The 26,102-nt window shown below is 68.4% G+C and carries 23 protein-coding genes; 4 read left to right on the top strand and 19 right to left on the bottom strand.

All coding sequences use genetic code 11. The annotated features are described in order from the left end of the window. Positions 1–20 precede the first annotated feature (20 nt). Positions 21–1,550, bottom strand: a complete 1,530-nt coding sequence (locus tag AruCF_RS06380) for an amidase (protein WP_049072636.1) — start codon at positions 1,548–1,550, stop codon at positions 21–23. Between the two features lie 99 nt (positions 1,551–1,649). Then, a complete protein-coding gene (locus AruCF_RS06375) occupies positions 1,650–3,026 on the bottom strand; it encodes a DNA recombination protein RmuC (RefSeq protein WP_372364180.1) in 1,377 nt (458 codons plus the stop codon). A 178-nt stretch (positions 3,027–3,204) separates the two neighbouring features. Between AruCF_RS06375 and AruCF_RS06370 the strand changes: the two genes are divergently transcribed. Then, positions 3,205–3,939 carry a PhoP regulatory network YrbL family protein gene (locus AruCF_RS06370; protein ID WP_049072634.1) on the top strand — a complete coding sequence of 245 codons (735 nt, stop codon included), beginning with the start codon at positions 3,205–3,207 and terminating at the stop codon, positions 3,937–3,939. A 14-nt stretch (positions 3,940–3,953) separates the two neighbouring features. Here AruCF_RS06370 and AruCF_RS06365 read toward each other — a convergent pair whose 3' ends face one another. From AruCF_RS06365 to AruCF_RS06325, 9 genes are all read right to left on the bottom strand, one after another. Then, positions 3,954–4,634: a DNA-3-methyladenine glycosylase gene (locus tag AruCF_RS06365; protein WP_235432797.1), complete on the bottom strand. Its 681-nt coding sequence runs from the start codon at positions 4,632–4,634 to the stop codon at positions 3,954–3,956. Between the two features lie 49 nt (positions 4,635–4,683). Then, positions 4,684–5,040: a Spx/MgsR family RNA polymerase-binding regulatory protein gene (locus tag AruCF_RS06360; RefSeq protein ID WP_049072630.1), complete on the bottom strand. Its 357-nt coding sequence runs from the start codon at positions 5,038–5,040 to the stop codon at positions 4,684–4,686. Then, positions 5,037–5,846, bottom strand: coding sequence for an ABC transporter permease subunit (locus AruCF_RS06355; RefSeq protein ID WP_006384055.1), 810 nt, complete (start codon positions 5,844–5,846; stop codon positions 5,037–5,039). Before AruCF_RS06355 ends, AruCF_RS06360 begins: the two co-directional genes overlap by 4 nt. Then, positions 5,843–6,763 (bottom strand): ABC transporter permease subunit, encoded by a 921-nt coding sequence (locus tag AruCF_RS06350; protein ID WP_049072628.1) that lies wholly within the window; start codon positions 6,761–6,763, stop codon positions 5,843–5,845. The genes AruCF_RS06355 and AruCF_RS06350 overlap by 4 nt, the downstream gene beginning before the upstream one ends. Next, positions 6,760–7,887 carry an ABC transporter ATP-binding protein gene (locus tag AruCF_RS06345; RefSeq protein WP_049072627.1) on the bottom strand — a complete coding sequence of 376 codons (1,128 nt, stop codon included), beginning with the start codon at positions 7,885–7,887 and terminating at the stop codon, positions 6,760–6,762. Before AruCF_RS06345 ends, AruCF_RS06350 begins: the two co-directional genes overlap by 4 nt. Before the next feature lie 5 nt (positions 7,888–7,892). Continuing rightward, the gene (locus AruCF_RS06340; protein WP_049072626.1) at positions 7,893–8,996 is read right to left on the bottom strand and encodes a polyamine ABC transporter substrate-binding protein; all 1,104 of its coding nucleotides are present in this window, start codon (positions 8,994–8,996) and stop codon (positions 7,893–7,895) included. Between the two features lie 150 nt (positions 8,997–9,146). Next, positions 9,147–9,812 (bottom strand): 3-deoxy-D-manno-octulosonic acid kinase, encoded by a 666-nt coding sequence (locus AruCF_RS06335; protein ID WP_232732924.1) that lies wholly within the window; start codon positions 9,810–9,812, stop codon positions 9,147–9,149. Positions 9,813–9,867: 55 nt separating this feature from the next. After that, entirely contained in the window at positions 9,868–10,290 is a 423-nt protein-coding gene (locus AruCF_RS06330; protein ID WP_080977355.1) for a group II truncated hemoglobin, read from the bottom strand. Next, entirely contained in the window at positions 10,290–12,821 is a 2,532-nt protein-coding gene (locus tag AruCF_RS06325; protein ID WP_049072623.1) for an ABC transporter permease, read from the bottom strand. Before AruCF_RS06325 ends, AruCF_RS06330 begins: the two co-directional genes overlap by 1 nt. A gap of 113 nt (positions 12,822–12,934) precedes the next feature. On the opposite strand from AruCF_RS06325, the gene AruCF_RS06320 reads away from it, so the two are divergent. The 3 genes from AruCF_RS06320 to AruCF_RS06310 all read left to right on the top strand — a co-directional run bounded on the left by AruCF_RS06320 (position 12,935) and on the right by AruCF_RS06310 (position 15,817). Then, the gene (locus AruCF_RS06320; RefSeq protein ID WP_049072622.1) at positions 12,935–13,909 is read left to right on the top strand and encodes a TRAP transporter substrate-binding protein; all 975 of its coding nucleotides are present in this window, start codon (positions 12,935–12,937) and stop codon (positions 13,907–13,909) included. A 95-nt stretch (positions 13,910–14,004) separates the two neighbouring features. Further along, complete coding sequence (locus AruCF_RS06315) at positions 14,005–14,505, top strand: TRAP transporter small permease (protein ID WP_049072620.1); 501 nt, start codon at positions 14,005–14,007, stop codon at positions 14,503–14,505. Between the two features lie 34 nt (positions 14,506–14,539). Then, complete coding sequence (locus AruCF_RS06310; RefSeq protein ID WP_049072616.1) at positions 14,540–15,817, top strand: TRAP transporter large permease; 1,278 nt, start codon at positions 14,540–14,542, stop codon at positions 15,815–15,817. 927 nt (positions 15,818–16,744) lie between these two features. Here the strand turns inward: AruCF_RS06310 and AruCF_RS06305 are convergent. The 8 genes from AruCF_RS06305 to AruCF_RS06270 form a co-directional block, all read right to left on the bottom strand. Beyond that, positions 16,745–17,728, bottom strand: a complete 984-nt coding sequence (locus tag AruCF_RS06305; RefSeq protein WP_049072614.1) for an ABC transporter ATP-binding protein — start codon at positions 17,726–17,728, stop codon at positions 16,745–16,747. Continuing rightward, on the bottom strand, positions 17,718–18,725 hold the full coding sequence (locus AruCF_RS06300) for an ABC transporter ATP-binding protein (protein WP_049072612.1): 1,008 nt from the start codon (positions 18,723–18,725) through the stop codon (positions 17,718–17,720). The genes AruCF_RS06305 and AruCF_RS06300 overlap by 11 nt, the downstream gene beginning before the upstream one ends. Continuing rightward, positions 18,722–20,209 (bottom strand): amidohydrolase family protein, encoded by a 1,488-nt coding sequence (locus tag AruCF_RS06295; RefSeq protein WP_049072611.1) that lies wholly within the window; start codon positions 20,207–20,209, stop codon positions 18,722–18,724. Before AruCF_RS06295 ends, AruCF_RS06300 begins: the two co-directional genes overlap by 4 nt. Beyond that, positions 20,209–21,402 carry an amidohydrolase family protein gene (locus tag AruCF_RS06290; protein WP_049072610.1) on the bottom strand — a complete coding sequence of 398 codons (1,194 nt, stop codon included), beginning with the start codon at positions 21,400–21,402 and terminating at the stop codon, positions 20,209–20,211. The genes AruCF_RS06295 and AruCF_RS06290 overlap by 1 nt, the downstream gene beginning before the upstream one ends. Positions 21,403–21,432: 30 nt before the next feature. Beyond that, positions 21,433–22,374 (bottom strand): ABC transporter permease, encoded by a 942-nt coding sequence (locus tag AruCF_RS06285; protein ID WP_049072608.1) that lies wholly within the window; start codon positions 22,372–22,374, stop codon positions 21,433–21,435. Then, positions 22,364–23,356: an ABC transporter permease gene (locus AruCF_RS06280; RefSeq protein ID WP_049072607.1), complete on the bottom strand. Its 993-nt coding sequence runs from the start codon at positions 23,354–23,356 to the stop codon at positions 22,364–22,366. Before AruCF_RS06280 ends, AruCF_RS06285 begins: the two co-directional genes overlap by 11 nt. An 87-nt stretch (positions 23,357–23,443) precedes the next feature. Further along, positions 23,444–25,021, bottom strand: a complete 1,578-nt coding sequence (locus AruCF_RS06275; protein ID WP_049072605.1) for an ABC transporter substrate-binding protein — start codon at positions 25,019–25,021, stop codon at positions 23,444–23,446. Between the two features lie 71 nt (positions 25,022–25,092). Further along, positions 25,093–25,836, bottom strand: coding sequence for an aspartate/glutamate racemase family protein (locus AruCF_RS06270; protein WP_049072603.1), 744 nt, complete (start codon positions 25,834–25,836; stop codon positions 25,093–25,095). Between the last annotated feature and the right edge of the window lie 266 nt (positions 25,837–26,102).

The following is a 26,102-nucleotide window of genomic DNA, read 5'->3' as shown; positions in this document are numbered from 1 at the left end:
GGCGCGCCCCGCCCGCTGGCCTATCTGGCGATGGGCGCCACCCGCTGCCAGGGCCGCAGGGCCTCGACCTGGGCGGCCAGTTCCAGCAGCCAGGCCTCGCTGCCCAGCGGGCCCATGACCAGGATGCCGATCGGCAGGCCGTCGGCCGACAGGCCGAACGGAATGGAAATGGCGGGCATGCCCGTCAGGTTGGCCAGGGGCGCGAACGGCGAATAGCCGATCACGCCCTTCTTGCCCAGGCGATAGGCCAGGTAATCGGCGTTGTCCATCGCATAGCGGCCGATGGGCGCCGGCGGTTGCGCCAGCACCGGCGACAGGAACAGGTCGTGGCCCTGCGTGCCCTCGCGATGCAGGAAGCGGCCAATGCGGCGCGTGATCTCGTGGCAGGTATCGACGCAAGCCACGTACTGCGCGCCGGAAATCGCGCGGGCGTACTCGCGCGCGCCCAGCGTGGTCGGCTGCAATTCGTCCGCGGCAAGGCGACGATTGCGCGCGCCGACGAAGCTGTCGATGGCATTGGCGGCGGCGCTGGCGATCAGCGGCAGCATCGGCGACAGCACTTCCTCGGAACCCACCGGCGGCGCGGCCAGCACCAGTTCGTGGCCCAGGCCGGCGAACAGGCGCGCGGCCTCGTCGACCGCCGCCGCGACCTCGGGATGGATCGGCTCGCCTTCGTAGGTGGTGTTGATATAGGCAATGCGGCGACGCGGCGATGAGCGCGGATCGGCCGACACCCGCGCCACGATGTCGCGATAGGATTCGCCCGGCCTGGCCGGCGCCGCATAGGGCGCGCCAACGTCGGCGCCGGCGCTGATATCCAGCGCCGCCGCGCAGTCGCGCACCGACAGCGTCATCATGTGTTCGGTGGCCAGGCCGCCCCAGCCCTCGCCCTTGAGCGGGCCCAGCGGCATCATGCCGCGCGAGGGCTTCAGGCCCAGCACGCCGCAGCACGAGGCCGGGATGCGGATCGAACCGCCGCCGTCGCTGCCGTGGGCGATGCGCACCATGCCGCTGGCCAGCGCCGCGCCCGCGCCGCCGCTGGAGCCGCCAGCGCTGTGCCCGGCCTTCCAGGGGTTCTGGGTGGGCGCGCCGTAGACGGGGGATTCGCTGGTGGGGCTCAGGCCCAGTTCGGCGCTGGTGCTGCGGCCGAACGGGATCAGGCCGGCGCGGCGGTAGCGCTTGACGATCTCGGCATCGACGCTCCATTCCACCTGGCCGTACAGCACCGAGCCCATGGCGCTGGGCAGCCCCAGCGCGGCGGTGCCCAGGTCCTTCAGCAGCGTCGGCACGCCCAGAAACGGACGTTCGCGCAGCAGCGCCAGGCGTTGTGCGGAAGACAGGGTCGCCAGTTCATCGTCGAGCGCGCGCGCCAGGTCCAGGCCGAGTTCGGCACGCACGCCGCAGGCCGCGTTGATCGACGGGTTGCGCGCCGCCACCCGTTCCACCGCCTGCTGCATCGCGGCAAGCGCCGTCGTGGCTCCCTGGGCGATATCGGCGCCCAGCGCCATCGCGTCGAAGGAAGAGGAATCAACTCGGTCAGCCGTGCCCATGCTTACGATGCTCCAGATATCGACGGCGGAATGCCGCAAGTACGAGGATATCGACAGAGTGGCCGGGTCACAAGCCGGACGCGGCGGCCCGCGCGCGGATCAGGGGCCGGAACCGGACGCGGCGGGCGTCTCGCTGGCGGCCGGATCGTCCGCGCCATCGTCGACCGCCACGCCCTCGGCGCCCAGCAGGCGCAGCGCCTCGGCCTCGGGCAAGGCCTCGACGCTTTTCAGGTTGCGCAGCATGGCGCGCGTGCGCACCTCGGTCTGGCCGATCTTGCTGCTGGCGGTGTCCAGCGTTTTCTTGACGCCGGCCAGCGCGTCGCCGAACTTGCCGAACTCGGTCTTGACCGCGCGCAGCACCTGCCAGACCTCGGACGAGCGCTGTTCGATGGCCAGCGTGCGAAAGCCCATCTGCAGGCTGTTGAGCAGCGCCGCCAGGTTGCTGGGACCGGCCACGTTGATGCGCAGGTCGTGCAGGCGGTCCAGCAACCCCGGACGCCGCAGCACTTCGGCATACAGGCTTTCGGTCGGCAGGAACATGATGGCGAAATCGGTGGTGTGCGGTGGCGCCACGTACTTGTTGGCGATCAGCCGCGCCTGCAGTTCGACCGCCTTGCCCAGCGCGGCGCCGGCCGCCTTCACGCCCTCGGCGTCGGCGGCTTCCTGCGCATCCATCAGGCGCTCGTATTCCTCCTTGGGAAACTTGGCGTCGATCGGCAGCCAGACCGGCGCGCCGCCATCGCCCCGCCCCGGCAGGCGGATGGCGAACTCGACCACCGCGTCGCTGCCCGGCACCGGCTTGATGTTGGCGGCGTACTGCTCGGGGGTCATGTTGTCTTCGATCAGCCGCGCCAGCTGCACTTCGCCCCAGGTGCCGCGCGACTTGACGTTGGTCAGCACACGCTTGAGGTCGCCCACGCCGGCGGCCAGCGCCTGCATCTCGCCCAGGCCCTTGTGGACGGCTTCGAGGCGGTCCGATACCTGCTTGAAGGATTCGCCCAGGCGCTGCTCGAGCGTGGCGTGGAGCTTTTCGTCGACGGTGCGGCGCATGTCGTCGAGCTTGGCGCTGTTGTCATTCTGCAACGCTTGCAGGCGCTGATCGACCGTGGTTCGAACCTCCATCAGGCGCCGCTCGTTGATCTGGATCAGGCCCTGCAGCTGTTCACCGAAACCGGCCGCGAAACGCGCCAGCGACTCGGCCGACTCGGCCCGCGCCGCCTGCGCATCGCGCGTCAGGGCGGCGCGCAGGTCGCCGTGCGACTGGGCCAGTTCCTGCCGCAGACCGCGAGTGGATTCGGCGAACTCGGCGCGCAGGCCGCGCTGGCTTTCCGCCATGTCGGCGCGCAGGGCCCGTTCGGTGCGCTCCAGGCCTTCCAGCAACGCATCGAGCCGGTCGTCGCGCGCCGGCCGCGACAGCCACGCCAGCAAGGCGATCAGGCAGGCCAGCACCGCGCCGCCGGCGGCAACCCAAAGCAAGACATCATTCGACAAAGTGGCCCCTTCAAAACGCCGCGCGCCCACGCCGGGCGCCTGAAATTATAGGACTGTGATCCGGCCCCGGTAGTCATCGGAAACGACTTCCCGGCCGCTTTAAAGGCGAAAAGCAAGCAACGGCATTAAACTGTTAACAACTTACCTATAACCTTAAAAACAGTTGAATACAGCTGATCTCCCAACGTTCTGTCCGCCCCCCGTAGCCTTCGACTCGGTCTTCGGCCCCTTGGATCTCGATGACGAGACGCCGGTCGCGATCGGCGGCGATCGCCACATCTTCCAGCACCCCCATGCCCCCTCCCTGCTGGTCAAGGTCATGGACATGCAGGCGCGCGCCGTCTACCTGGAAACCCGTCCGTTCAAGCGCTGGTACAAGCAGTACCAGCGCGAAAGCGCATACCGCGTCTATCTGAACGAAATCACCGAATACGTCACCACCACCACGCGCCCGTCGGGCGTGTGGCAGGTGCCGATGGCGCGCATCCTGGGCGTGGCGCAGACCTCGCTGGGCCTGGGCCTGCTGGTCGAGAAGATCACGGACGAGGCCGGCAACATCGCGCCCACGGTGGCGGACCTGGCACGCCAGGGCAAGATGAACGACACCTTGTCGGCACAACTGGACGAATTCGTCGAGGACCTGGCCGACGCCCACGTGGTGCTGCACGACCTGTCGCCCAGCAACATCGCCTGTGGCCTGAATGCCGACGGCAAGTCGGGACTGTTCCTGATCGACGGCTTCGGCGTGCTGCCGCTGGTGCCGGTATACGCCTGGAGCAAGCGCCTGAACCGCAAGCGCATCCAGCGCAAGTACGCCGACATGCGGGCCGCCATGGCCCGGCGCGCCCGCGAAGCGGCGCTCAGGGCGGCGAATCGGGCCGACGACCCCAAGACCTGACCTGAATCGCTTCCTCAGGGCGTCCGCTTGAGCGGCGCTCCCTGGCGGTCCACCCAGTGATAATCGCGCCCCGCCACCTGCCCGCGGCGCAGGGGATCGCGGGTGCACCACGCCGCGTAGGCCGGATCGACGTAACGGTATTCCAGGTGTTCGTCGCGTCCGGCGGGAATGCCCAGCCGGGTAGTGCTGATGAGCACCTGGGGCGACTCGCCCACGTCCTCGACGTACAGCGCCTCGGGATCGAAGCGTCGCGCGTCCCAGTCCGGCACTTTCAGACCCAGCGCGCGGCACAGCAACGTCTGGCCGGCGCACAGCCGGCCCGGCGGCCGCGGCCGCCCCTGGGCGTCGGGGTTCAGGGCCTGCATGCGGGCCAGCGCGTCGGGACCGGACAGGGCGTCGACCCAGGGATAGGCGGACTTGATCAGCACGGCATTGCCGGGACCGCCGGCGCTGAAGTTGAGCGAGTCGCCGCCGCGGGCGTAATACATGTAGACCACGCCGCCGTCCATGAACAGGGCGCGGCGCTTGTGGGTGTAGCCGAGCGAGGCGTGGCTGCCCTTTTCTTCCAGGTAGTAGGCCTCGGTCTCGATGATGCGCGCCGACAGCCACAGGCCGTCGACCCGATGGCGCACCACCTTGCCCAGCAGTTCGCGCGCCAGCTGGCGCGCATCGCGATTGAAAAAGGCATCGGGCAACGCCTTGCCGGCGCCGCGCGATGCCTTGTCGGCCCTGGCCGCCACGGGATCAGGCGAAGCGTTCGCCGTAGCGCTTTTCGCTGAAGCCGACGCCGACCTCGCCATCGGGCGTCACCGCCACCGGGCGGCGCACCAGCGCCGGGAACTCGGCGATCAGCTTGGTCCACTGGGCGTCGGTGCTGGCCGTCTTGCGCTCGTCCGGCAGGTTGCGCCAGGTCATCGAGGCGCGGTTGACCAGCTTTTCCCAACCGCCGAGCTGGCCGGCCCATTCCTTCAGGGTGGCCGCCGGCACCGGATGATCGCGATAGTCGATGAACTGGTGGTCGACGCCGTGCGCGGTGAGCCACTCGCGCGCCTTGACGCAGGTGCTGCACTTGGTCAGGCCATACAGGGTGGTTTGCTTCATTTGGGTTCGGACTCCTTGCGCCATTGCATGCGGTTGGCCAGGATGACGCAGGTGCCCACCGCCAGGATGAACAGCGTCGCCAACGCATTGATCTCGGGTTTCAGGCCCAGCCGCACGCGCGAGAAGACTTCCATCGGCAGCGTGCTGGAGCTGGGGCCGGACAGGAACGACGCCAGCACCACGTCGTCCAGCGACAGCGTGAAGGATAGCAGCCAGGCCGAGGCCAGCGCCGGCGCGATCAGCGGCAGCGTGATCTTGAAGAACACGGTGATGGGCGTGGCGCCCAGGTCCAGCGCGGCCTCTTCGAGCGAGCGGTCGAGGTCGCGGATGCGGGTCTGGATCACCACCGCCACGAAGGCCATGCACAGCGTCACGTGGCCGACCCAGATGGTGAAGATGCCGTTCTCGGCCGGCCAGCCGAGGTGGCCGCGCAGTTCCACGAACATCAGCAGGAGCGAGATGCCCAGCACCACTTCGGGGATCACCAGCGGCGCGCTCAGCATGCCGACGTACAGCGCGAAGCCGCGGAAACGGCCCATGCGCCCCAGCACGTAACCGGCCCAGGTGCCGATGATGACGGCCGCGGTGGCCGTCATGGCGGCAATGCGGAACGACAGCCAGGCCGCGCGCAGCAGCGCATCGTCGTTGAACAGCGAGTGGTACCAGCGGAACGAGAAACCGGTCCAGGAAGTGACGGCGGGCGACTCATTGAACGAGAACACCATCAGGCTGATGATGGGCACGTACAGGAAGAAGTACCCCAGCCCCAGCACCACGGCGCGCAAGGTCTTGTTGGGACCGTTCATTTGCGGCCTCCGCTGGCCAGTTCCTGCTGCTTGACCTGGTTGTACTGGAACAGCGCCAGCGGCACCAGCAACAGCAGCACCATCACGCAGGTCACCGCCGAGGCCATCGGCCAATCGGTATTGTTGAAGAACTCGTTCCACATGACGCGGCCCATCATCAGCGTGTTGGCGCCGCCCAGCATTTCGGGGATGACGTATTCGCCGACCGCCGGGATGAACACCAGCATGGCGCCGGCGATCACGCCCTGGCGCGACAGCGGCACGGTGATCTGCCAGAACGCCTGCCATGGCTTGGCGCCCAGGTCGTAGGCGGCTTCCAGCAGGCGCAGGTCCATCTTCACCAGCGTGGCGTACAGCGGCAGGATGAAGAACGGCAGGTAGGCATAGACCATGCCGATGTACACGGCCAGGTCGGTGCGGTAGATCTCCAGCGGGCTGGAGATGATGCCGAGCCATTGCAGGAAGTTGTTCAAGAGGCCGTCGTTGCGCAGGATGCCGACCCAGGCGTACACGCGCAACAGCAGCGAGGTCCAGAACGGCAGGATCACGCCCAGCAGCAGCAGGTTGCGCACGCGCGGCGACGAGCGCGCGATGTAGTACGCCATGGGATAGCCGATCAGCACACAGGCCAGCGTGGTGATGGCGGCGATCTTGACCGAGCTGAGGTAGGTGGCGAAGTACAGGCTGTCGGTGAACAGCAGGATGTAGCCGCGCAGGTGCAGGCTGAACTGCACCGCCTCGTCCTTGAATTCGGCCAGCGAGGTGTACGGCGGAATGCCGAACTTGAGCTCGGCGAAGCTGATCTTGAACACCAGCAGGAACGGCACCAGCAGGAACAGCACCAGCCAGGCGAACGGCGGCACCACCGCCAGCGCCCGGCCCGAGGGCAGCCAGTCGCGGGGCGAGAAGCGGCTCATGACGCCAGCACCGTCGCGCTGTCGGCGTCCCAGCTGACGAAGATGTCTTCGTCGATGCCCGGGGCGTCCAGTTGGGCCAGTTGCAGGCTGGGCACGCTGGCCTCGACCATGGCGCCGGAGTCCAGGCGGATCTGGTAGAGCGCGTAGCTGCCCATCCAGGCCATGTGGCTGACCATGCCGTGGGCCCAGTTGTAGTCGCCCGTCGGCTGTTCGCGCGACACCACCATGCGCTCGGGGCGGATGGAGACGTGCACGTCCATGCCCAGCGGCTCGCTGACGCCGTGGCTGACGTACAGCGGGCGGCTCAGTTCGGGGCTTTCGATGGCGACGTGGTCGGGTTCATCGACCACGATGGTGCCGGTGAACATGTTGGTCGAGCCGATGAAGCTGGCGACGAAGCGCGAGTTGGGGAAGGCGTAGACATCCTGCGGCGTGCCGCACTGGACGATCTGGCCCTCGGTCATGACCGCCAGGCGGTGCGCCATGGTCATGGCCTCTTCCTGGTCGTGGGTGACCATGATGCAGGTCACGCCGACCTGCTCCAGGATCTTGACCAGCTCGATCTGGGTCTTCTGGCGGATCTGCTTGTCCAGCGCCGACATCGGCTCGTCCAGCAGCAGCAGCTTGGGCCGCTTGACCAGGCTGCGCGCCAGCGCCACGCGCTGCTGCTGGCCGCCGGACAGCTGATTGGGCTTGCGGCGCGAATAGCCGGCCATCTGCACCAGGTCGAGCGCCTCGAACACGCGGTCGTGGATCTCGGCGCGGTCCACGCCTTCCTGCTTCAGGCCGAAGGCCACGTTGGCCTCGACCGTCATGTGCGGGAACAGCGCGTACGACTGGAACATCATGTTGACCGGCCGCCGGTACGGCGGCACGCTGGTGATGTCCTCGCCATCGAGCAGGATCTGGCCCGAGGTGGCTTCCTCGAAACCGGCCAGCATGCGCAGCAGCGTCGACTTGCCGCTGCCGGAACTGCCCAGCAGCGCGAAGATCTCGTTGCGCTTGACCGAGAGATTGACGGAACGGACGGCGACCACGTCGCCGAAGATCTTGACCACGTCGGCGACGCGGACGAACTCGTCCGGATCGGCCGCATGCTGCGCCGAGTAACGGCTATCGCTCATGATGCTCAGCGCCCCGACTTCAGCTCGGCCCACATGCGCGTCTGCAGGCGCTGGATGTTCAAGGGCTGGGCCTTGATGACATACAGCGACTTGGAGACCTCGGGCGACGGGTAGATCATGGGGTTGTCGGCCACGTCCTTGACCACGTACTTGCGCGCCTCTTTGTTGGCGTTGGGGTAGAACATGGTGTTGGTGATGGCGGCGTGCACCTGCGGCGTCTCGATGTAGTTGATGAACGCCAGGGCCTCTTCCGGATGCGGCGCGTCCTTCGGAATGACCATCAGGTCGAACCAGGCCGGGGCGCCGCCCTTGGGAATGAAGTAGTTCACTTCATACGGTTTCTTGGCCTCCTGGGCGCGCTTGCGGGCGATCATGACGTCGCCCGAGAAGCCGTAGACCATGCACAGGTCGCCCACGGCCAGTTCGTCGATGTAGCCCGACGAGCTGAACTGGCGGATGTACGGGCGGATCTGCTTGAGCACGTCCAGCGCGGCCTTGTAGTCGTCCGGGTTGGCGCTGTTGGGGTCCTTGCCCAGGTACTTGAGCACCGCCGGGAACACCTGCGCGGCCTCGTCCAGCATCGAGATGCCGCATTCCTTGAGCTTGGCGGCGTTCTCGGGCTTGAAGATCATGTCCCAGTTGGCCAGGTCGACGTTGTCGCCCATGATCTGCTTGACCTTGGTGACGTTGTAGCCCAGGCCGTTGGTGCCGTAGCCCCACGGAATGGCGTATTCGTTGCCGGGATCGACCGAGGCGACCAGCGCCATGACGTCGGGATCCAGGTACTTCCAGTTGGGGATCTTGGACTTGTCCAGCTTCTGGAACAGGCCGGCCTCGATCTGGCGCGAAGCGTAATGCGTGGACGGGACAACGACGTCGTAACCCGATTTGCCGGCCAGCAGCTTGGCCTGCAGCGTGTCGTTGCTGTCGTAGACGTCGTAACGGACCTTGATGCCGGTTTCCTTCTCGAAACCCGAGATCGTGTCCGGGGCCGTGTACTCGGCCCAGTTGTAGACGTTGACGACCTTGTTCTGCGCCATCGCCGCCGACGTGGCTGCCGCGACCAGCATCGTCCCCAGCGCCCAGCGCATTCCCGCCCGTAGTTTCATTACCAGCCCCCCAGCGATATGCCGTAAGTTACAGGAGTACCAAAAGGCGGAATCATAAAGCCTTTTAGCGCTGGCCTGCCCAACTTTACCGGGAGATTTAGCGTAATTTGGCGCAATTGGGCCCGGATCAGGGCCGCGGCGTTGCCTGCCTCAAGGCTGTACGCCAACCCCCCAGGCGGTCCAGTAGCTATCGCGCAGTTTGAGCCAGAAACGCTCGCCGTCCTCCCCGGCCACCTTGACCAGGGAGCGGCGCAGCCGTTCCAGGTTGCCCTGGCGCTGGCGGTCGGACAGCCCGCCCTGGGTGCCGCGGTCGAAATCGATCAGCCAGACCCGGCCGTCCGAGCCGATCAGGATGTTGAAGGCGTTCAGGTCGGCGTGCCAGACGCCGGCCCGGTGCATGCGCACGATGGCCTCGGCCACCGGCTGCCACAGGGGTTCGGCCAGCGCCTGGGCCAGCGGCCGCACGCCCGGGATGCGCTCGACCACGATGGCGGCGCGGTAGGTCGGGCCCTGGCGCCAGTAGGCCGCGGCCAGGGGAGCCGGCACCGGCAGCCCCTGGGCGCGCATGGCGGCCAGCAGGCGGAACTCACGGAAGCTGCGGGTGCGGGCCTCGCCCGCCCACAGGTACGTGTCGCGGCTGAGCTTGGCGATCAACCCGCCGCGCCGGTAGCGCCGCAGCACGCCCTGCCAGCCCGGCCCCTGCACGAACCAGGCCGCCTGGCGGCCGCCGGCGTCCACCGGCCGGGCGCGCTCGCCATAGTGGGCCGGGTTGAACAGTTCGGGGCCGGATTCGCCCAGGCGCGGATCGGCCAGCATGGCGCCGGCCAGCGGCGCCGGCCAGCGGTGGCGCCGGGCGCCGGAGGGATCCCGCTCAGCCTTCACGGTTGCGCATCCAGTCGGCCACGCCGAAGAACGATTGCAGCAGGCGCTCGACCAGGGCGGGGTCGATGCCCTCGTCCTCCATGGCGCGGCCCATGCAGGCCACCCATTGGTCGCGCTCGATCTCGCCGATCGAGAACGGCAGGTGCCGCGCCCGCAGGCGCGGATGGCCGAAGCGCTCTATATAGTGGTCCGGGCCGCCGAAATAGCCGCACAGGAACCAGAACAGCTTGTCGCGGGCCTGGTCCAGGCTGGGGCCATGCGCGGCGCGCAGTTCCTTCAGGTCCGGCTCCATGTCCATCAGGTCATAGAAACGGTCGACCAGGGCGCGCACGCCGGGCTCGCCGCCCAGGAGATCGAAAATGCTGCGGGAGGTTTCCACGGGTTCGGCAGGGGTTTGGACGGAAGTCGTCATCAGGTTTCTCTCAGGGTGACCAGCGGCGGGGTGCGCAGCACGCCGCGCAGCGCCAGCGCGCCACCGGCCCAGGCGCCGAGCATACCCGCGCCGACCCCCACCAGCCAGGGCCAGAGGCTGAGGGTAATCGTGAAATCGAACACCTGGGTTGATAAAACCCAAGCGATCGCGCTGGCGCCGGCCGCCGCCAACAGGCCGGCCAGGCCGCCCACGGCCCACAGCTCGATGCGCTGCGAACGCGCCAACTGGCGCCGGGTGGCGCCCAGCGCGCGCAGCACCGCGGCTTCGCGCATGCGTTCGTCGCGGGTGGCGGTCAGGGCGGCCGACAGCACCAGCACGCCGGCCGCCAGCGTGAACAGGAACAGCAGCTGCACCGCGCGGCCGACCTCATTGAGCACCGACTGCAGCTGTTGCAGGATGGCGCCCACGTCGAACACCGTCAGGTTCGGGAACTGCCGCACCAGCGCGGGCAGCACCTGGGCCTTTTCCGGCGGCAGGTAGAAGGACGTGATCCAGCTTTGCGGCATGTCGGCCAGGGTCTCGGGCGTGAGGATGGCGAAAAAATTGACTCGCATCGTATCCCAATCCACCCGCCGGGTGCTGGAGACGGCCACCTCGAACTGCTGGCCGGCCACGTCGAAGGTCATCTTGTCGCCCAGCTTGATGCCCAGGGTCTTGGCCAGGCCCGACTCCAGCGACACCTCGGCCGAGCCCGGCTTGAGCCAGCGGCCCTGCTCGATGCGGTTGGACGACGGCATCTGCTCGCCGTAGGACAGGTTGAATTCGCGGTCCACCAGGCGCTTGGCGCGCGGTTCCTCGTAGTCGTCCGGTCCCACCGGCTTGCCGTTGACGGCGATCAGGCGGCCCCGCACCATCGGCGACAGCACGATCTGGCCCAGCCCTTCGCGGGTCAGCGCGTCGGTCACGGCCTGGCGCTGGTCGGGCTGCACATTGATGAGGAAGCGGTTGGGCGCGTCCGGCGGCAGCGTGCGCTGCCAGCCCTGGATCAGGTCGGTGCGGGTCATGGCCAGCAGCAGCAGGGCCATCAGGCCCACCGCCAGCGCGCACACCTGGGTGATGGTGGCGGCGCGCCGGCGCACCACGCCGGCCAGCGCGAACCGCAGCGCCGGCAGGCCGGCGGCCAGGCCGCGCAGGCGCGCCAGGCCCAGGATGCAGAGCCAGGCCACCAGCGCGAACAGCGCGAACGCCCCCAGGAACCCGCCCGCCACCACGCCGCCCAGCTTGGCGTCGCCGGCGAACCACCAGATCAGCAGCGCGAAGCCGACCGCGCCGACGCCGTAGCCGACCGCGCTGCGGGCGCTGATGACGTCGGCGTCGCGCCGCAGCACCCGCGCCGGCGGCACGTGGCGCAACTGCGCCAGGGCCGGCAGGGCAAAGCCCAGCAACAGCAGGAGGCCGGTCAGCAGGCCCTGCAGGGCCGGAATGGCCGAGGGCGCGGGCAGGGTCGTGTCGATCAGCGTGCCCAGCAGCATCACCAGCACCTGGTGCACCGCATAGCCCAGGAGGCAGCCCGCCGCCGAAGCGAACAGGCCGACCAGCGCGAATTCCAGGGTCAGCATGCGCGAGACCTGCGACTGCACCGCCCCCAGGCAGCGCATCACGGCGATGCCGTCGCGGTGGCGCGTCATGTAACGGCCCGCCGCCAGCGCCACCGCCACGGCCGAGATCAGCACCGCCAGCAGCGCCACCAGCGACAGGAAGCGCTGCGCCCGGTCCAGGGTGCGGCGCACCTCGGGCCGGCCCGATTCCAGCGTGGCGACCTTCTGGCCGCGCTTGAGGTTCTGCCCCAGCCAGGCCGAGTAGCCGGCCACCGCGTCCGGCTGGCCCGCCACCAGCAGGGCGTAGCCGATGCGGCTGCCGGGCGCGATCAGCCCGGTGGCCGGCAGGTCGCTGGCGCGCAGCATCACCCGCGGCGCGACGTTGACGAACTGCATGCCGCGGTCAGGTTCATAGGTGATGACCCGGTCGATGCGCAGGTGGGCGTCGCCCACGTTGAGGGTGTCGCCGACCTTCAGGCCCAGCAGCGACAGCAGTTGGCCGTCCACCCAGACCGCGCCCTCGGGCGGAATGTCGCGGGTGGGGCCGTCGGGATTGAACGGCGCGTCCGTCACCCGCAGGGCGCCGCGCAGCGGATAGCCCGGCTCGACCGCCTTCAGGGCCGCCAACTGGGCGCCGTCGCCGGCGCTGACCATGGACGGGAACTGCCAGGTATTGGAGACGGACAGGCCGCGCTCGCGGGCCTGATCGAGGAAGGCCGCCGGCACCGGTTCGTCCGCGTCCAGCACCAGGTCTGCGCCCAGCATCTGCCCGGCGTCGCGCTCCAGCGCCCGGCTGACCCGGTCGGCCAGAAAGCCGACGCTGGTGACGGCGGCCACCGCCACCACCAGGGCCAGCACCAGCAGCCGCAGCTCGCCGGCGCGGGCGTCGCGCATCATCATGCGGGCGCCCAGCGCCAGGGTGGTCCAAAAGCCGGGGCGCCTGGCCCGTGAGACATCAGGGAAATCCATCATCTGCCAATGTTAACCAACGGCCGGAATGGGGGCCGAATCCCGCTATCATGCGCGAAGCGCCTTGCGGCGCCGCATACCCACTGCAAAAAAATACCGAATCCCTGGAGAAGACAATGCGTAAATCCTGGCTCGCGGCCACGATCCTGGCCGCCTGCGCGGTCGCCGCGCCCCTGGCCGCCTCGGCCCAGACTCCCCTGAAGATGGCCTATGCCCTGTCCACGTCGTCGCACTATGGCGCCGGGGCCGACGCCCTGGCCAAGTCGATCGAGGCGTCCAGCAACGGCAAGTACAAGGTACAGCAATTCGCCAACAGCGCGCTGGGCGGCGAACGCGAGGTGATCGAGGGCCTGCAGATCGGCACCATCGACCTGGCGATCGTCTCGACCGGCGCCACCCTGAACTTCGTGCCCGAGACCGGCGTCTTCGACATCCCCTTCCTGCTGCGCGACCTGCCACATGCGCGCAACGTGCTCGACAGCAAGATCGGACAGGATATGCTGGCAAAGTTCCCCAGCCGCGGCATCATCGCGCTGGCCTGGGGCGAACAGGGCTTTCGCCACCTGACCAACAACGTGCGCCCGGTCAAGACGCCGGCCGACGCCAAGGGCCTGAAGATCCGCACCACGGAAAACCCGATCCACATCACCGCCTTCCGCCAGATCGGCATCCTGCCGACCCCGATGGCCTGGCCGGAAGTGGCCACCGCCCTGCAGCAGGGCACCATCGACGGCCAGGAAAACCCGCTGTCGGTGATCACCTCGGCCAAGCTGTCGCAGATGCAGAAATACCTGTCGCTGACCGGCCACGTCTACGGCCCGGCGCTGGTGCTGATGTCGGCCAACGTCTATGACGGCCTGTCGGCCGACGACAAGGCCAAGTTTGACAAGGCCGGCAAGGAATCGGCCCAGGCCATGCGCGCCTACGTCGACAACATCGAGAAGACCGGCGTCGAGCAGCTCAAGAAGGAAGGCATGCAGGTCACGGAAGTCGACCGCGCCGCCTTCGCCGCCGCCGTCGAGCCGGCCTACCCCGAGTACTACAAGAAGTTCGACAAGAAGCTGATCGAGTCGATCCGCGACACCAAGTAAGCGCAGGGGCCGGCGCGGCCGCGGACGGCGGACGGAAGCGGTTTCCGCCCGCCCCCTGCCGCCGCGCGCCCTGTCATCCGCTCCTGGAAATCCTCATGCGTCTGCTCTGCGCCTTCGACCGCGTCCTGTTCAAACTGGTGTCGGTCATTGCCCAACTCCTGCTGGTGGCCGCCGCGGCCGCCGCCTTCTACCAGGTCATCGCCCGCTTCGTGCTGCATTCGCCCGCCGACTGGAGCGAGGTGCTGACCCGCGCCCTGCTGATCTGGACGGTGCTGCTGGGCGTGGCCCTGGCCTTCCGTCATGGCGCAATGATCAGCGTCGAACTGCTGCGCAACCTGCTGGGCGGCATGCGCCGCCGCGTGCTGGAGGCCGTCATCGGCCTGGTCTGCGCCGGCTTTCTCGGCTTCATCGCCTGGATCGGCGGCCAGATGACCTACCGCGTGCGTTTCCAGAACGTGCCCAGCCTGGACATCTCGATCTCCTGGATCTACCTGGCGATCCCGGTGGGCGCGACGCTCGCCGCCATCGCCGTGCTGGCGCGCTGGTGCGCCGGCGAGGAAGACAACACGCCCGTGCGCAACGACGCGCAGGGTTGAGCCCCGGTCCCGAATCCAAGCAGCCGATATCGCCATGTCCCAATTAATGATTGTCTCGATGCTGATTTTCTTCGGGCTGTCCGTGCCGGTCGCCGTGTCGATCGGGCTGGCCAGCCTGGCGGGGGTCGGCGCCGCCAACCTGCCCTGGCTGGTGGTGGCCCAGCAGCTTTATGCCGCGCTGGACAAGTACCCGCTGGTCGCGATCCCGTTCTTCATCCTGGCCGGCAACCTGATGGAAGCCGGCGGCATCTCCGAACGCATGGTGGAGTTCGCCAAGAGCGTGGTCGGCGGCATCCAGGGCGGCCTGGCCTGCACCTGCGTGCTGACCTGCATGATCTTCGCCGCCGTGGCCGGCTCCAGCGTCGCCACCACCTTCGCGGTGGGCGCCATCCTGATCCCGGCCATGATCCGCCACGGCTACCCCGCCCCCTTCGCCGCGTCATTGCAGGCCAGCGCGGCCGAGCTGGGCGTGATCATCCCGCCGTCGATCCCGATGATCCTGTTCGCGGTGTCCACCGACACCTCCACCGGCGAGCTGTTCATCGCCGGCGTCATGCCCGGCATCCTGATCGGCCTGGCGCTGATGTTCTACGTCTGGTTCTACGCCAAGCGCAACAACCTGGGCAAGCGCGACGGCGAGGGCCGCCTGCCGCTGTGGCCGGCCTTCAAGCGCGCCTGGCTGGCGCTGATGATGCCGGTGATCATCCTGGGCGGCATCTACGGCGGCGTCTTCACCCCGACCGAGGCCTCGGTGGTGGCGGTGATGTACGCGGTGGTGGTGGGCAAGTTCATCTACCGCCGCCTGAGCTTCAAGCAGTTGTCGGACACGCTGCACAAGTCGGTGGTGTCGACCGCCGTGATCATGTTCGTGATCGCCAACGCCGGCGTCTTCAGCTTCCTGCTGAACCGCGCCGGCATCCCCGATGCGCTGGGCGTGTGGCTGGCGCAGCTGTTCGACACCCAGTTCTCGTTCCTGATGGGCGTGAACCTGGCGCTGTTCGTGATCGGCATGTTCATCGAGACCTCGGCCTCGATCGTGGTGCTGGCCCCGCTGCTGCTGCCGGTGGCGCTGAAGTTCGGGCTGGACCCGGTGCACTTCGGCATCATCATGGTGGTCAACCTGGCCCTGGGCATGATCACGCCGCCGTTCGGGGTGAATCTGTTCGCGGCCTGCGCGGTGGCGAAGCTGCCGCTGGAGCGGTTGATCAAGCCCTTGATTCCGTTTGTGGGGGTGGTGATTGTTTGTCTGATGGTGATTACTTATTGGCCGGGGTTGTCATTGGGACTACGGGATTTGGTTTATTCGAAGTAGTTTTTTTGATTGCGGTGGTGGCTTCGTAGGCCGCCTGTTGCGGCGGGGTGGGCCGGGTGGGGCGCCAACGATTGCGGTCCGGAGCGTTCGCTCCGGACTTGCCTAGGCGGTCCCCCCCCATCCTCATCCTTGTAGTCGCCTGCGGCGACTGCCTTCGGATTCCGTCGGGCGCATCGACGGCGCCCCACCCGGCCCACCCCGCCGCAACAGGCTACCGGCATCCAGACATGGGGCGCTGCTACATCGAGGTGCGGGGAGAGAGATTTGCGGGGCCCGCCCCAGGCCGGCCGCGCGGGCGGCCTTTTGGGGCTTACGCGGGGTCTTGCGTCGGGATGATGACGCTATCGCGTAGGGGAAAGGGGCTGTGTGGAGCAGCCGCGGCATGGATATGAGCACGTGCTGATAGCCCAGCCACGGGGACTCTTCGCAATCGTGCGCCAATGAAACGCCGCCCGCATCACGCCTGTTTGTGGTCGGCGCGAGGGGATCGTCACGCGCAACATGGCGCATGCCGCGCCGACCACCACCGCCCCTCCCCCTGACGTGCGGGGCCATTAGAAAACCGCTCGCCGCCAGCGCGCAGCGCACCCGGGTCACTTTCAAATGCACAGACGCCCAGCGTGGCCGCCCGCGCGGCCGCGATGGGCAGCCACGCAGGTTCCATTCCCTGCATACAGGTCTAGCAGCGCGACAAGCCTAGATACGCGTAGCCCCTCGGGCGGGCGGACCCGATGGCGGGCAACCTCGATGCGCCCGACGGAATCCGAAGGCAGCCGCCGGCAGGCGGCAACGAGGATGAGGCAGGGGAAGTCCGGAGCGAACGCTCCGGACCGCAATCGTGGGCGCCCGCCATCGGGTCCGCCCGCCCGAGGGGCGACCTACGAAGAACACTCCCGCGCCCTCAAGTCCCAACAAGAGAAAAGGCAATCAAACAGTCTGCAGAACCGCCCACTCCACGGCATGACACCGCACCTCACGCCCGCCCACAACCGCCACCTCAGGCGCCCTCTCCCGACACGCCGCCCTAGCGCTCGGGCATCTTGGATGAAACGTGCATCCGCTTGGCGGTTGAATCGGGTTCGGCACCTCGCCGCCCATCGGCTCGCGGTCGCGCCTGGGATCGTCCAGATCTGGAATCGTGTCCAGCAGCATTCTTGTGTACGGATGTTCCGGCGCATCGAACAACTCGTCCGCCGGCGCCTGCTCCACGATCCGGCCCAGGTACATCACCGCCACCCGGTCCGACACGTGGCGCACCACCGACAGATTGTGGCTGATGAACACATACGTCAGGCCGAACTCCTTCTGCAGATCGCCCATCAGGTTCAGGATCTGCGCCTGCACCGACACATCCAGCGCCGAGGTCGGCTCGTCGCACACCAGGAATTCGGCCTGCGTCGCCAGCGCCCGCGCGATCGAAATGCGCTGGCGCTGGCCGCCCGAAAACTCGTGCGGATAGCGCGACGCGTCGTTCGGCGACAGGCCCACCAGGGTCAGCAGCTCCTCCACCCGGCGCCGCGTGTCCGCCGGCGTGGCGCGCAGGCCCAGCGTGACGATAGGCTCGGCCACGATCGCGCCCACCCGCCAGCGCGGATTCAGGCTGGCGTACGGGTCCTGGAAGATCATCTGCGGATGCAGCGCGCCGCCCGTGCGGCTGCGACCATAACGCAGCGTGCCGCGGGTCGGCGCCACCAGGCCCACCAGCAGCTTGGCCAGCGTCGACTTGCCGCAGCCGGACTCGCCGACAATGCTCAGCGTGGTGCCGCGCGGCACCGCCAGCGACACGCCGTCGACCGCCTTGAGCGTCTGCGGCGGCTGGCGCGACAAGGCGCGTTCGAGCCAGGGCGGCGAAACGTCGAACCAGCAGGCCAGGTCATCGGCCCGCAACAGGATGTCATCGTCATGCGGCATGGGCAACGCCTCCTTGGTGCAGCCAGCAGGCGCTGAGGGTCGCGCCCGACGGGGTGGACGCCAGCGCCGGGCGGTCCATGCCGCAGCGCGGACCGGCCATGGCGCAGCGCGGATGGAACGCGCAGCCGTCCGGCATCGCGTGCAGGCGCGGCATGGCGCCGTCGATCTGGTTCAGGCGCGCGGCGCGCTGGCGCAGGCCGGGAATCGCGTTCATCAGGCCCTGCGTATACGGATGGCCGGGACGCCGCAGCACCTCCAGCACCGGGCCGATCTCGACGATGCGGCCGGCGTACATCACCGCCACCCGGTCGGCGGTCTCGGCGATCACGCCCATGTCGTGCGTCACCAGCAGCACCGAGGTGCCCTGCTCGCGGCACAGCCGGCGCAGCAGCGCGGTGATCTGCGCCTGCACCGACACGTCCAGCGCGGTGGTCGGCTCGTCGGCGATGATCAGCCGCGGCCGCGCCGCCAGCGCCAGCGCGATCACCACCCGCTGGCGCATGCCGCCGGAGAACTGGTGCGGATAGTGGTCGATGCGACGGTCCGCCGCCGGAATGCCGACCGCCAGCAGCAGTTCGAGCGCCCGCTGGCGGGCCGCGGCGGCCGACACCCTGTCGTGGTGGCGGATGGTCTCGACCAGTTGGTCCCCTACGGTGAACAGCGGGTGCAGGCTCGTCAGCGGATCCTGGAAGATCGCGCCGATCTCCTTGCCGCGCAGTTGCTGACGCGCGCGGGCCGGCAGGTTATCGATGCGGCGGCCGGCCAGGTGGATCTCGCCGCCGCCCAGGCGGCCCGGCGGTTCCAGCAGGCCGATCACGGCCATGCCGGTCAGCGACTTGCCGGCGCCGGACTCGCCCACCATGCCCAGGATCTCGCCCGGCTGGATGTCGAAACTGATATCGCGCGTGGCCACCAGGAGGCCGTGGCGGGAAGGAAACTCCACCGACAGGCCGCGCACCGACAGGGTGGGCGCGGCGGGATTCGGAACGGTCGTCATGACGGGCTCCTGGGAAATCTCGGGTAGCTGGAGGAAAAGATCTCGTCGACCGGCGGATGGCCCAAGGTGCGGTCAGGGTAGCGCGCCACCAGCCGGTCGAACTGCGCTTGCGCCTGGTCCTGCGCCAGCCGGGCATCGAAGCCGGGAATGCGGCCATCGACCATGACGAAGCGGCCGTCGATCACCACCTGCGACACGTCGCGGCCGCTGCCGCCGACCATAAGCGTCTGGATCGGATCGATCAGCTGGCCGTTGCGGTCGTGGGAAAAATCGAACACCACGATGTCAGCCTTGGCGCCCGCCGCCAGCCGTCCCAGGTCGGCGCGGCCCAGCGCGTCGGCCCCGCCCAGCGTGGCGGCGTCGTAATAGTCCTCCGAGCGCGCCGCCTCGGTGGATTGGTCCATCACCCGGCACAGCATCATGCCGACCTGCATGTTCAGCACCATGTCCGGCGGCCAGGTGTCGGTGCCCATGCCGATCTTCACGCCCAGCTTGCGATAGCGGGCGAACGATTCCAGCGTGGCGCCGTGGCGCGCCGACACCAGCGGACAGTGCACCACCGTGGCGCCGCCGTCGCGGATGATCTCCAGGTCCTGCCCCGGCCGCTTGATCTGGCGCGAGCCGGACACATAGGTGCCGTGCGGCAGCAGCGCGCGCTCGGACAGAAAGCCCAGGCTGCGCAGCCATTCCGGCGGGCTCATGCCGTGCTGCGCCAGCACCAGGTCGTATTCCAGGCGCGACTGGCAGCAATGCAGGCGGATCGGGATGGCGCGTTCGCGCGCCGCGGCGGCCGAGGCGCGCAGCAGCTCGGGCGTGCAGGTCTCGATGCGGTCCGGCGAAAGCATGGCGCGCACGCGGCCGTCGTACAGGCCCTCGACCTCGTCGGCGAACGCCACCGCCTGTTTCAGTCCGGCCATGCCGCGCGCCGCGTCGTAGTGGCAGCGGATGCGCCCTTCCCCGTCCACATAAGTGTGGCCGCTGCGATAGGCCGGCCCCAGGTAGACGCGCAGCCCCAGTTCGCCGGCGGTGCGCGCCGCCGACAGGAATTCCTCGCGGGTCTCGCCCCACACGCGGTAGAACAGCGAGGCGATCGGCAGCGCGGTGGTGATGCCGTTGCGGATCAACTGGGCAAAGGCGTAGCGCTTCTGGAACGCCAGCTCGTCCGGCGTATACATCTCGTAGGGACCGCGCTGCATATACGTGTCGGGCCAGATGCGGCCCTTGCGCCAGGCCGGCGAGTTGTCGAAACCCAGGATGGTCGTGTCCAGGTCCGACAGCGCATCCAGGTCGACGAAGCCCGGGCCGATCAGGGCGCGGCCGTAGTCGTGGCGCCGCGCCACCGGGCCCGGATAGCGCGGGCCGGCATAGACGATGCGGTCGCCCTGGAACACCACCTCGCCATTCTCGTAGAGGCAGTGGCGGCCGTTTTCGTGGCCGACCACCCAGCGCGCGGTCAGCAGCGTGGCGTCGTCGCGAGCGGCCATCACGGCGCCTCCACCAGCGCGCGGCCATCGCGCGCCACCACCCGGCCGCGCTTAACGACCAGCTTGCGCACCGGGCGCGAGACGATCGCCTCGGCCACCGTCTCGGCGTCCACCAGCACGAAGTCGGCGTGGCAGCCCGGCGCCAGGCCGTAGTCCGCCAGGTCCATGACGCGCGCATTGCCATAGGTCGCCACGTGTAGCGCCAGCGCCAGTTCGTCGTCGCGGCGGAAGTTGTTGCGCAGGCCCACCAGCATGGTGCGTTCCAGCATGTCGGGCTTGCCGTAGGGGCCCCAGGTGTCGCGCATGCCGTCGTTGCCGGTACAGACGGTGACCCCGGCCGCGTGCAGCCGCGCCACATTGGGCACCGGACGCGAGGCCGAGCCGGTCGTCATGATATGCACGCCCGCCTCCACCAGCCCGTCCACCAGCCCCTGTACCGCCTGCGCGTCGGGCATGCCCAGGCAGAACGAATGCGACAGCGTCACCTTGCCCTGCATGCCCAGCGCCAGCACCCGGTCGATGGTCATCTGCATCGAGAACGCGCCCAGCTCGCCCGCCTCGTGCAGGTGGATGTCGATCGGCTTGCCGTGCTTGTCGGCCAGCGCGAAGATCGCGTCCAGATGGCCCTTGGGGTCGCGGTCCATGCCGGCCGGATCCAGCCCGCCTACCACGTCCGCCCCCATCCGCAGGGCCTGCTCCATCAGTTCCAGCGTGCCCGGGCGGATCAGCAGCCCGCTCTGCGGAAAGGCCACGATCTGCACGTCGATCTGGTCGCGGTACTGGTCGCGGGCGCGCATCACGCCCTCGATCGCCGCCACGCCGATGTCGGTATCCACGTCGACGTGGCTGCGGACGTGACTGGTGCCGTCGGCCACCGACATCACCAGTTGCCGCGCCGACTGGCGATAGGGATCGATGCCCAGGCGGCGCTTCTCGGCGCGCTCGTTCTCGATCTTGTCGATCAGGCGCGGGCCCACCTCGTTGCGGTACCAGGGCATGCCGTACAGGGTCTTGTCCAGGTGCGCGTGGGCGTCGATCAGGCCAGGCAGCAGCAGCGCGCCGCCGCCATCGATGCGCGGCACGCTATCCGGCACCGCGCCGTCCATGGCCGCGAAGCGGCCGTCGCGCACCAGCACCGAGGTGGCTTCGCCACCCGCCGGCCGCACGTGGGTATACAGGGTTGCGTTGTCCATGGTTCTCTTGTCTCCGTGTTCTTGCCGCGCTCAGCGCAGGCGGGGATTGAGGGCATCGCGCAGCCAGTCGCCCAGCAGGTTCACCACCAGCACCACCAGGCTCAGGTACAGCGCGGGAAACACCACCACCCACCACTGCCCCGAGAACAGGAACTGGTTGCCCAGCCGGATCAGGGTACCCAGCGACGGCTCGGTCGGCGGCATGCCCACGCCCAGGAAGCTCAGGGTGGCCTCGATCAGGATCGCCAGGCCCAGATTCAGGGTCGCGGTCACCATCACCGGCGTCAGCGTGTTCGGCAGGATGTGGGTCAGCATGATGCGCAGCGGGCTGACCCGGATCAGCCGCGCCGCCTGCACGTATTCCTTGCCGCGCTCGACCAGCGCCGAGGCGCGCACGGTGCGGGCGTACTGCACCCAGTTGGTCATCGAGATCGCCAGGATCAGGATCACCGCCGATAGCGTCTCGCGCAGGCCCGGCGGCAGCAGTTGCCGGAACACCGCCGTCACCAGGATCGCCACCAGGATGGTGGGAATGCTCAGCAGCGTGTCGCCCAGGCGCATCAGCGCATTGTCGATCCAGCCGCCGAAATAGCCGGCCGCCAGCCCCACCAGCAGACCGATCGCCAGCGACAGCACCACCGTGGCCAGCCCGATCACCAGCGACATGCGCGAGCCATACAGGATCGCCGACCAGACATCGCGCCCCTGGGTGTCGGTGCCCAGCAGGAACTGGGCCTCGCCGCCCGCGATCCAGCGCGGCGGCAGCTCGGCGTTGAGCAGGTCGAGCTGCGCCAGGTCGTAGGGGTTCTGCGGCGCGATCCAGGGCGCGAACAGCGCCAGCAGCACCACGGCGATCAGCACCACGCCCGCCCCCATCGCCACCGGATCCTGCCGCAGGCTCCACCACAGGTCGCCCTGGAAGAAGCGCGCCAACCGGCCGCGGCCCGCGTTCGACATCGGTTTAGTGAGCATTGACGCCTCCCTTGACGTGCTGGCTGCGCAGGCGCGGGTCGACCACGCCGTACATCATGTCCACCAGCGTGTTCAGCGCCACGAAGATGAAGGACACGATCACCAGATAGGCGGCCATGACGGGAATGTCCACGAACATGACCGATTGGATGAACAGCAGGCCCATGCCGGGCCACTGGAACACGGTTTCCGTGATGAGCGCGAAGGCGATCAGGTTGCCGATCTGCATGCCGGTCACGGTGATGACCGGCATCAGGCAATTGCGCAGCGCCAGCCGGAAATGCACCACCCGGTCCGGCAGGCCGCGGGCGCGGGCGAATTTGATGAACTCGGTGCGCAGCGTCTCCAGCATCTCGGCCCGCACCAGCCGCATGATCAGCGTGATCTGAAACAGCGCCAGCGTGATCGACGGCAGCACCAGCGCGGCGCGGCCCGAGGGCGTCAGCAGGCCGGTGGTCCAGCCGCCGATGCGCACCGTGTCGCCGCGCCCGAAACCGGGCAGCCAGCCCAACTGCACCGAGAACACCAGGATCAGCATGATGCCGACCACGAAGCTGGGCAGCGAAATTCCCAGGATCGAGACGAACTGCAGCGCCTGCGCCAGGCGCGACTTGCGGTAGATGGCGGTCAGCACGCCCAGCGGCACCCCGATCACCAATGACAGCAGCGTCGCCATCATCACCAGCTCGAACGTCGCCGGGAAGCGCTCGGCCACCAGCGCGAACACATCCTGCTGGTTGCGGTAGGAAATGCCGAACTCGCCGCGCGCCGCGTTGGCGACGAAGTGCACGAACTGCATGCCGACCGAGGCGTTCAGGCCCAGCCGCTCGCGCAGCTCGTCGCGCTGCGTCTGCGAGGCCTGCTCGTTGAGCATCATGTCGACCGGGTCGCCGACGAAACGGAAAATCACGAAGGCCAGCAACGCCACGGCCAGCATCACGCCGACCGCATTGCAGACCCGCCTAACTATGAACGCCAGCATGTGCGCCTCCTGTCAGCCCCTTGGGGGGCATCTCGACATTCCAAGCCAGGAGCGCCGCGGCCGATGCAGGACGCGGCGCCTCGCCCATCACTTCATGCGCACCGTCCACAGCCGCGCCTTGTTGTCGGGCATCTGCAGCACGTCACCGACGTTGGCGCCCACCGCCCAGGCCATGGGCTGCTGGTGCAGCGGCAGGAAGCGCACGTCGTCGTGCAGGGTCTGCAGGATGTCGCTCATCATCTGCACGCGCTTGGGGCGGTCCATCTCGGCGGCGGCGGCATCGATGCGCGCGTCCAGCGCCGGATCGCCCCACTGCCCCCAGTTGAAGACCCCGGCCGGGCCGGTGCGGCTGTGCATCACCTGCAGCAGGATCGACAGCGCGTCGATCTGCGGCTCGTTGGCCCAACCGTGGATGGTGATGTCGAACTCGCCACGCGAGCGCTTGGGGTTCTGCAGCGAACGCGGACCGCTGGCCAGCGAAGCCTTCACGCCGATGCGCGCCCACATCGAGGCGGCGGCCTGGCACAGTTCCTCTTCGTTGACGAACATGTCGTTCGAGCACAGCAGCGACAACGTGAAGCCGTCGGGGTAGCCGGCCTCGGCCAGCAGCTTCTTGGCGCGGGCGGCATCGAATGGCAGGCGTTCCTCCTGCCGGGCGTCATAGCCCGGGATCGACGGCGCCACCAGCGCGCCGGTGGTGCGCGACAGCCCGCGCATCACGCGCTTTCGCAGAAGCTCGGGCGACAGCGCCATGTACAGCGCCTGGCGCACGCGCAGGTCCTTGAGCGGGTTCTTGTCGGTGATGTTGGAGCCGACCAGCTTGTCGCCCAGGTTGAAGCCGAAATACAGCGTGCGCAGCTCGGTCGCGGCCAGCACCTTGACGTTGGGCGCGGCGCGCAGGCGGTCCAGGTCCTGCAGCGGCGCGTTCTCGGTGAAGTTGATGTCGCCCGACAGCAGCGCCGCCACCCGCGTCGGCGCCGAGGCGATCGGCGTGAACTCGATGCGGTCCAGGTTGTGGCGCGGCTTGTCCCACCAGTCCGGATTCACCACCAGCACGGTGCGGGTGTCGGGCCGGTACGACTCGACCTTGAAGGGGCCGGTGCCGTTGGCGTTGTGGGTGGCGTAGCCCTCGATCTTCTTGGCCGCGTCGGTCGGCTTCAGGCTGTTGTTGTCCACCAGCCACTGGCGGTTGAAGATGAAGATGTTGGTCAGGTCGTTGAGCATCAGCGGGTACGGATGCGTCATCTCGATGTCGACCGTGTAGTCATCCACCTTGCGCACCGCCTTGAAGGCCGGCAGGTTGCCCTTGAGCGGCGAGGCGTCGTCGGACACCCGGGTCATGGACGCCACCACGTCGTCGGCCGAGAACGGCGCGCCGTTGTGGAACTTGACGCCGCGGCGCAGGTGAAAGCGCAGCACCGTCGGCGACGGCGACTCCCACGACTCGGCCAGCGCCGGCGTGATGTTGAACTTGTCGTCGTAGCGGATTAGCGCTTCGTACACGTGGTTCAGGAACGCCAGGTTGAAGGTGCTGCCGTAGGAATACGGATCGAGCGAGTCGAGGTCGCGGGCGGCGCCCCACTTCAGGGTGTTGGCGGCGGATGCCCCGGTGATGGCCGATAGCGCGATCACGGCCCCGGCGGTCCACTTCAGCAGCGTCTTCATGATGGCAATGCTCCCTTGGAGGTGGGTATGGAATACGTCTGGAGGCCGGCGCGGACGGCCGGCGGCGGTAATCAGTGGCCGGCGGTCTGGCGCTGGGCGCGCTCGAGCGTGGCCAGCGCCAGCACCTGCGACAGGGCGGCGCGATAGGAATCGATCACGGGCACGGCGGGCAGGCGCGGCAGGCTGGGCAGGAAACCCGCCAGCGCGGCGCCGGCCACGATGACCACGTCGGCGCCCTGGGCGACCGCGTCGTCCAGCGCCTGGCCCACGGCGGCGATGGTCGCGGGCGAGCGCGTGACGTAATCGAGCGCATTGCCCGGCAGCGCCAGCAGGCCGGCGCAGCGCGACTCCAGCCCGAGCTGGCGGATCTGCTCGCGCAGCATGCCCGGCCACAGCCGCCCCACCGTCACGATGGCGTAGCGGTCGCCGCGCTGCAGGGCGGTGAGGATGGCGGCCTCGGCCATGCCGGCCACCGGCATGCGCAGGCGCTCGCGCACCGCGCCGATGCCGGGTTCGCCGAAACAGGCCAGCAGGCAGGCGTCGAATGGCTCGCCGGCGGCCTCGGCCTGGGTGGCCTCGCGCTCGGCGGTTTCGCAGACGGCGTGGGCCGACACCGCGGCCTGCGCCCGGCTGGCGATATAGGCGGGCCCGAACGGCACCGTCACGGCATGCACCCGGGCTGCGTCGCCAAAAAAGGCGCGCGCCTGCTCGGCGAGGCTGGCGGTCAGGTCGGCGGTGGTGTTGCCATTGATCACCAGCAGGCGGCTGGGCGTGACGGCCAGGCGGTCGGAAAGGACGGCGGGTGCTGCGGACATGAATCAAACCCCTGATGGTTTGTATACAAAGCCATTCATACAAAACCCACAGCTTCCTGAATTTTGTATAAATCTTTGTATACGATTTATGGCGACAATGTACGCCATCGGTCCGACGCTTCAAGCTATCGCTAACCCTTAGCGGCCGATGGTGTATGCTGTTTCGCACCTAGAAAAGTGCGCACCGGCGCGATTCCGCCGGCAGATTCCCCGCACCGGAACGCGCACGCATCGGAGATCCACACCAGATGACGGCCCCCATTCCC

Source organism: Achromobacter ruhlandii (genome assembly GCF_002082135.1).
GTDB classification, from domain to species: Bacteria; Pseudomonadota; Gammaproteobacteria; order Burkholderiales; family Burkholderiaceae_B; genus Achromobacter; species Achromobacter ruhlandii.
This window is presented reverse-complemented; position numbering and strand designations above follow the sequence as displayed.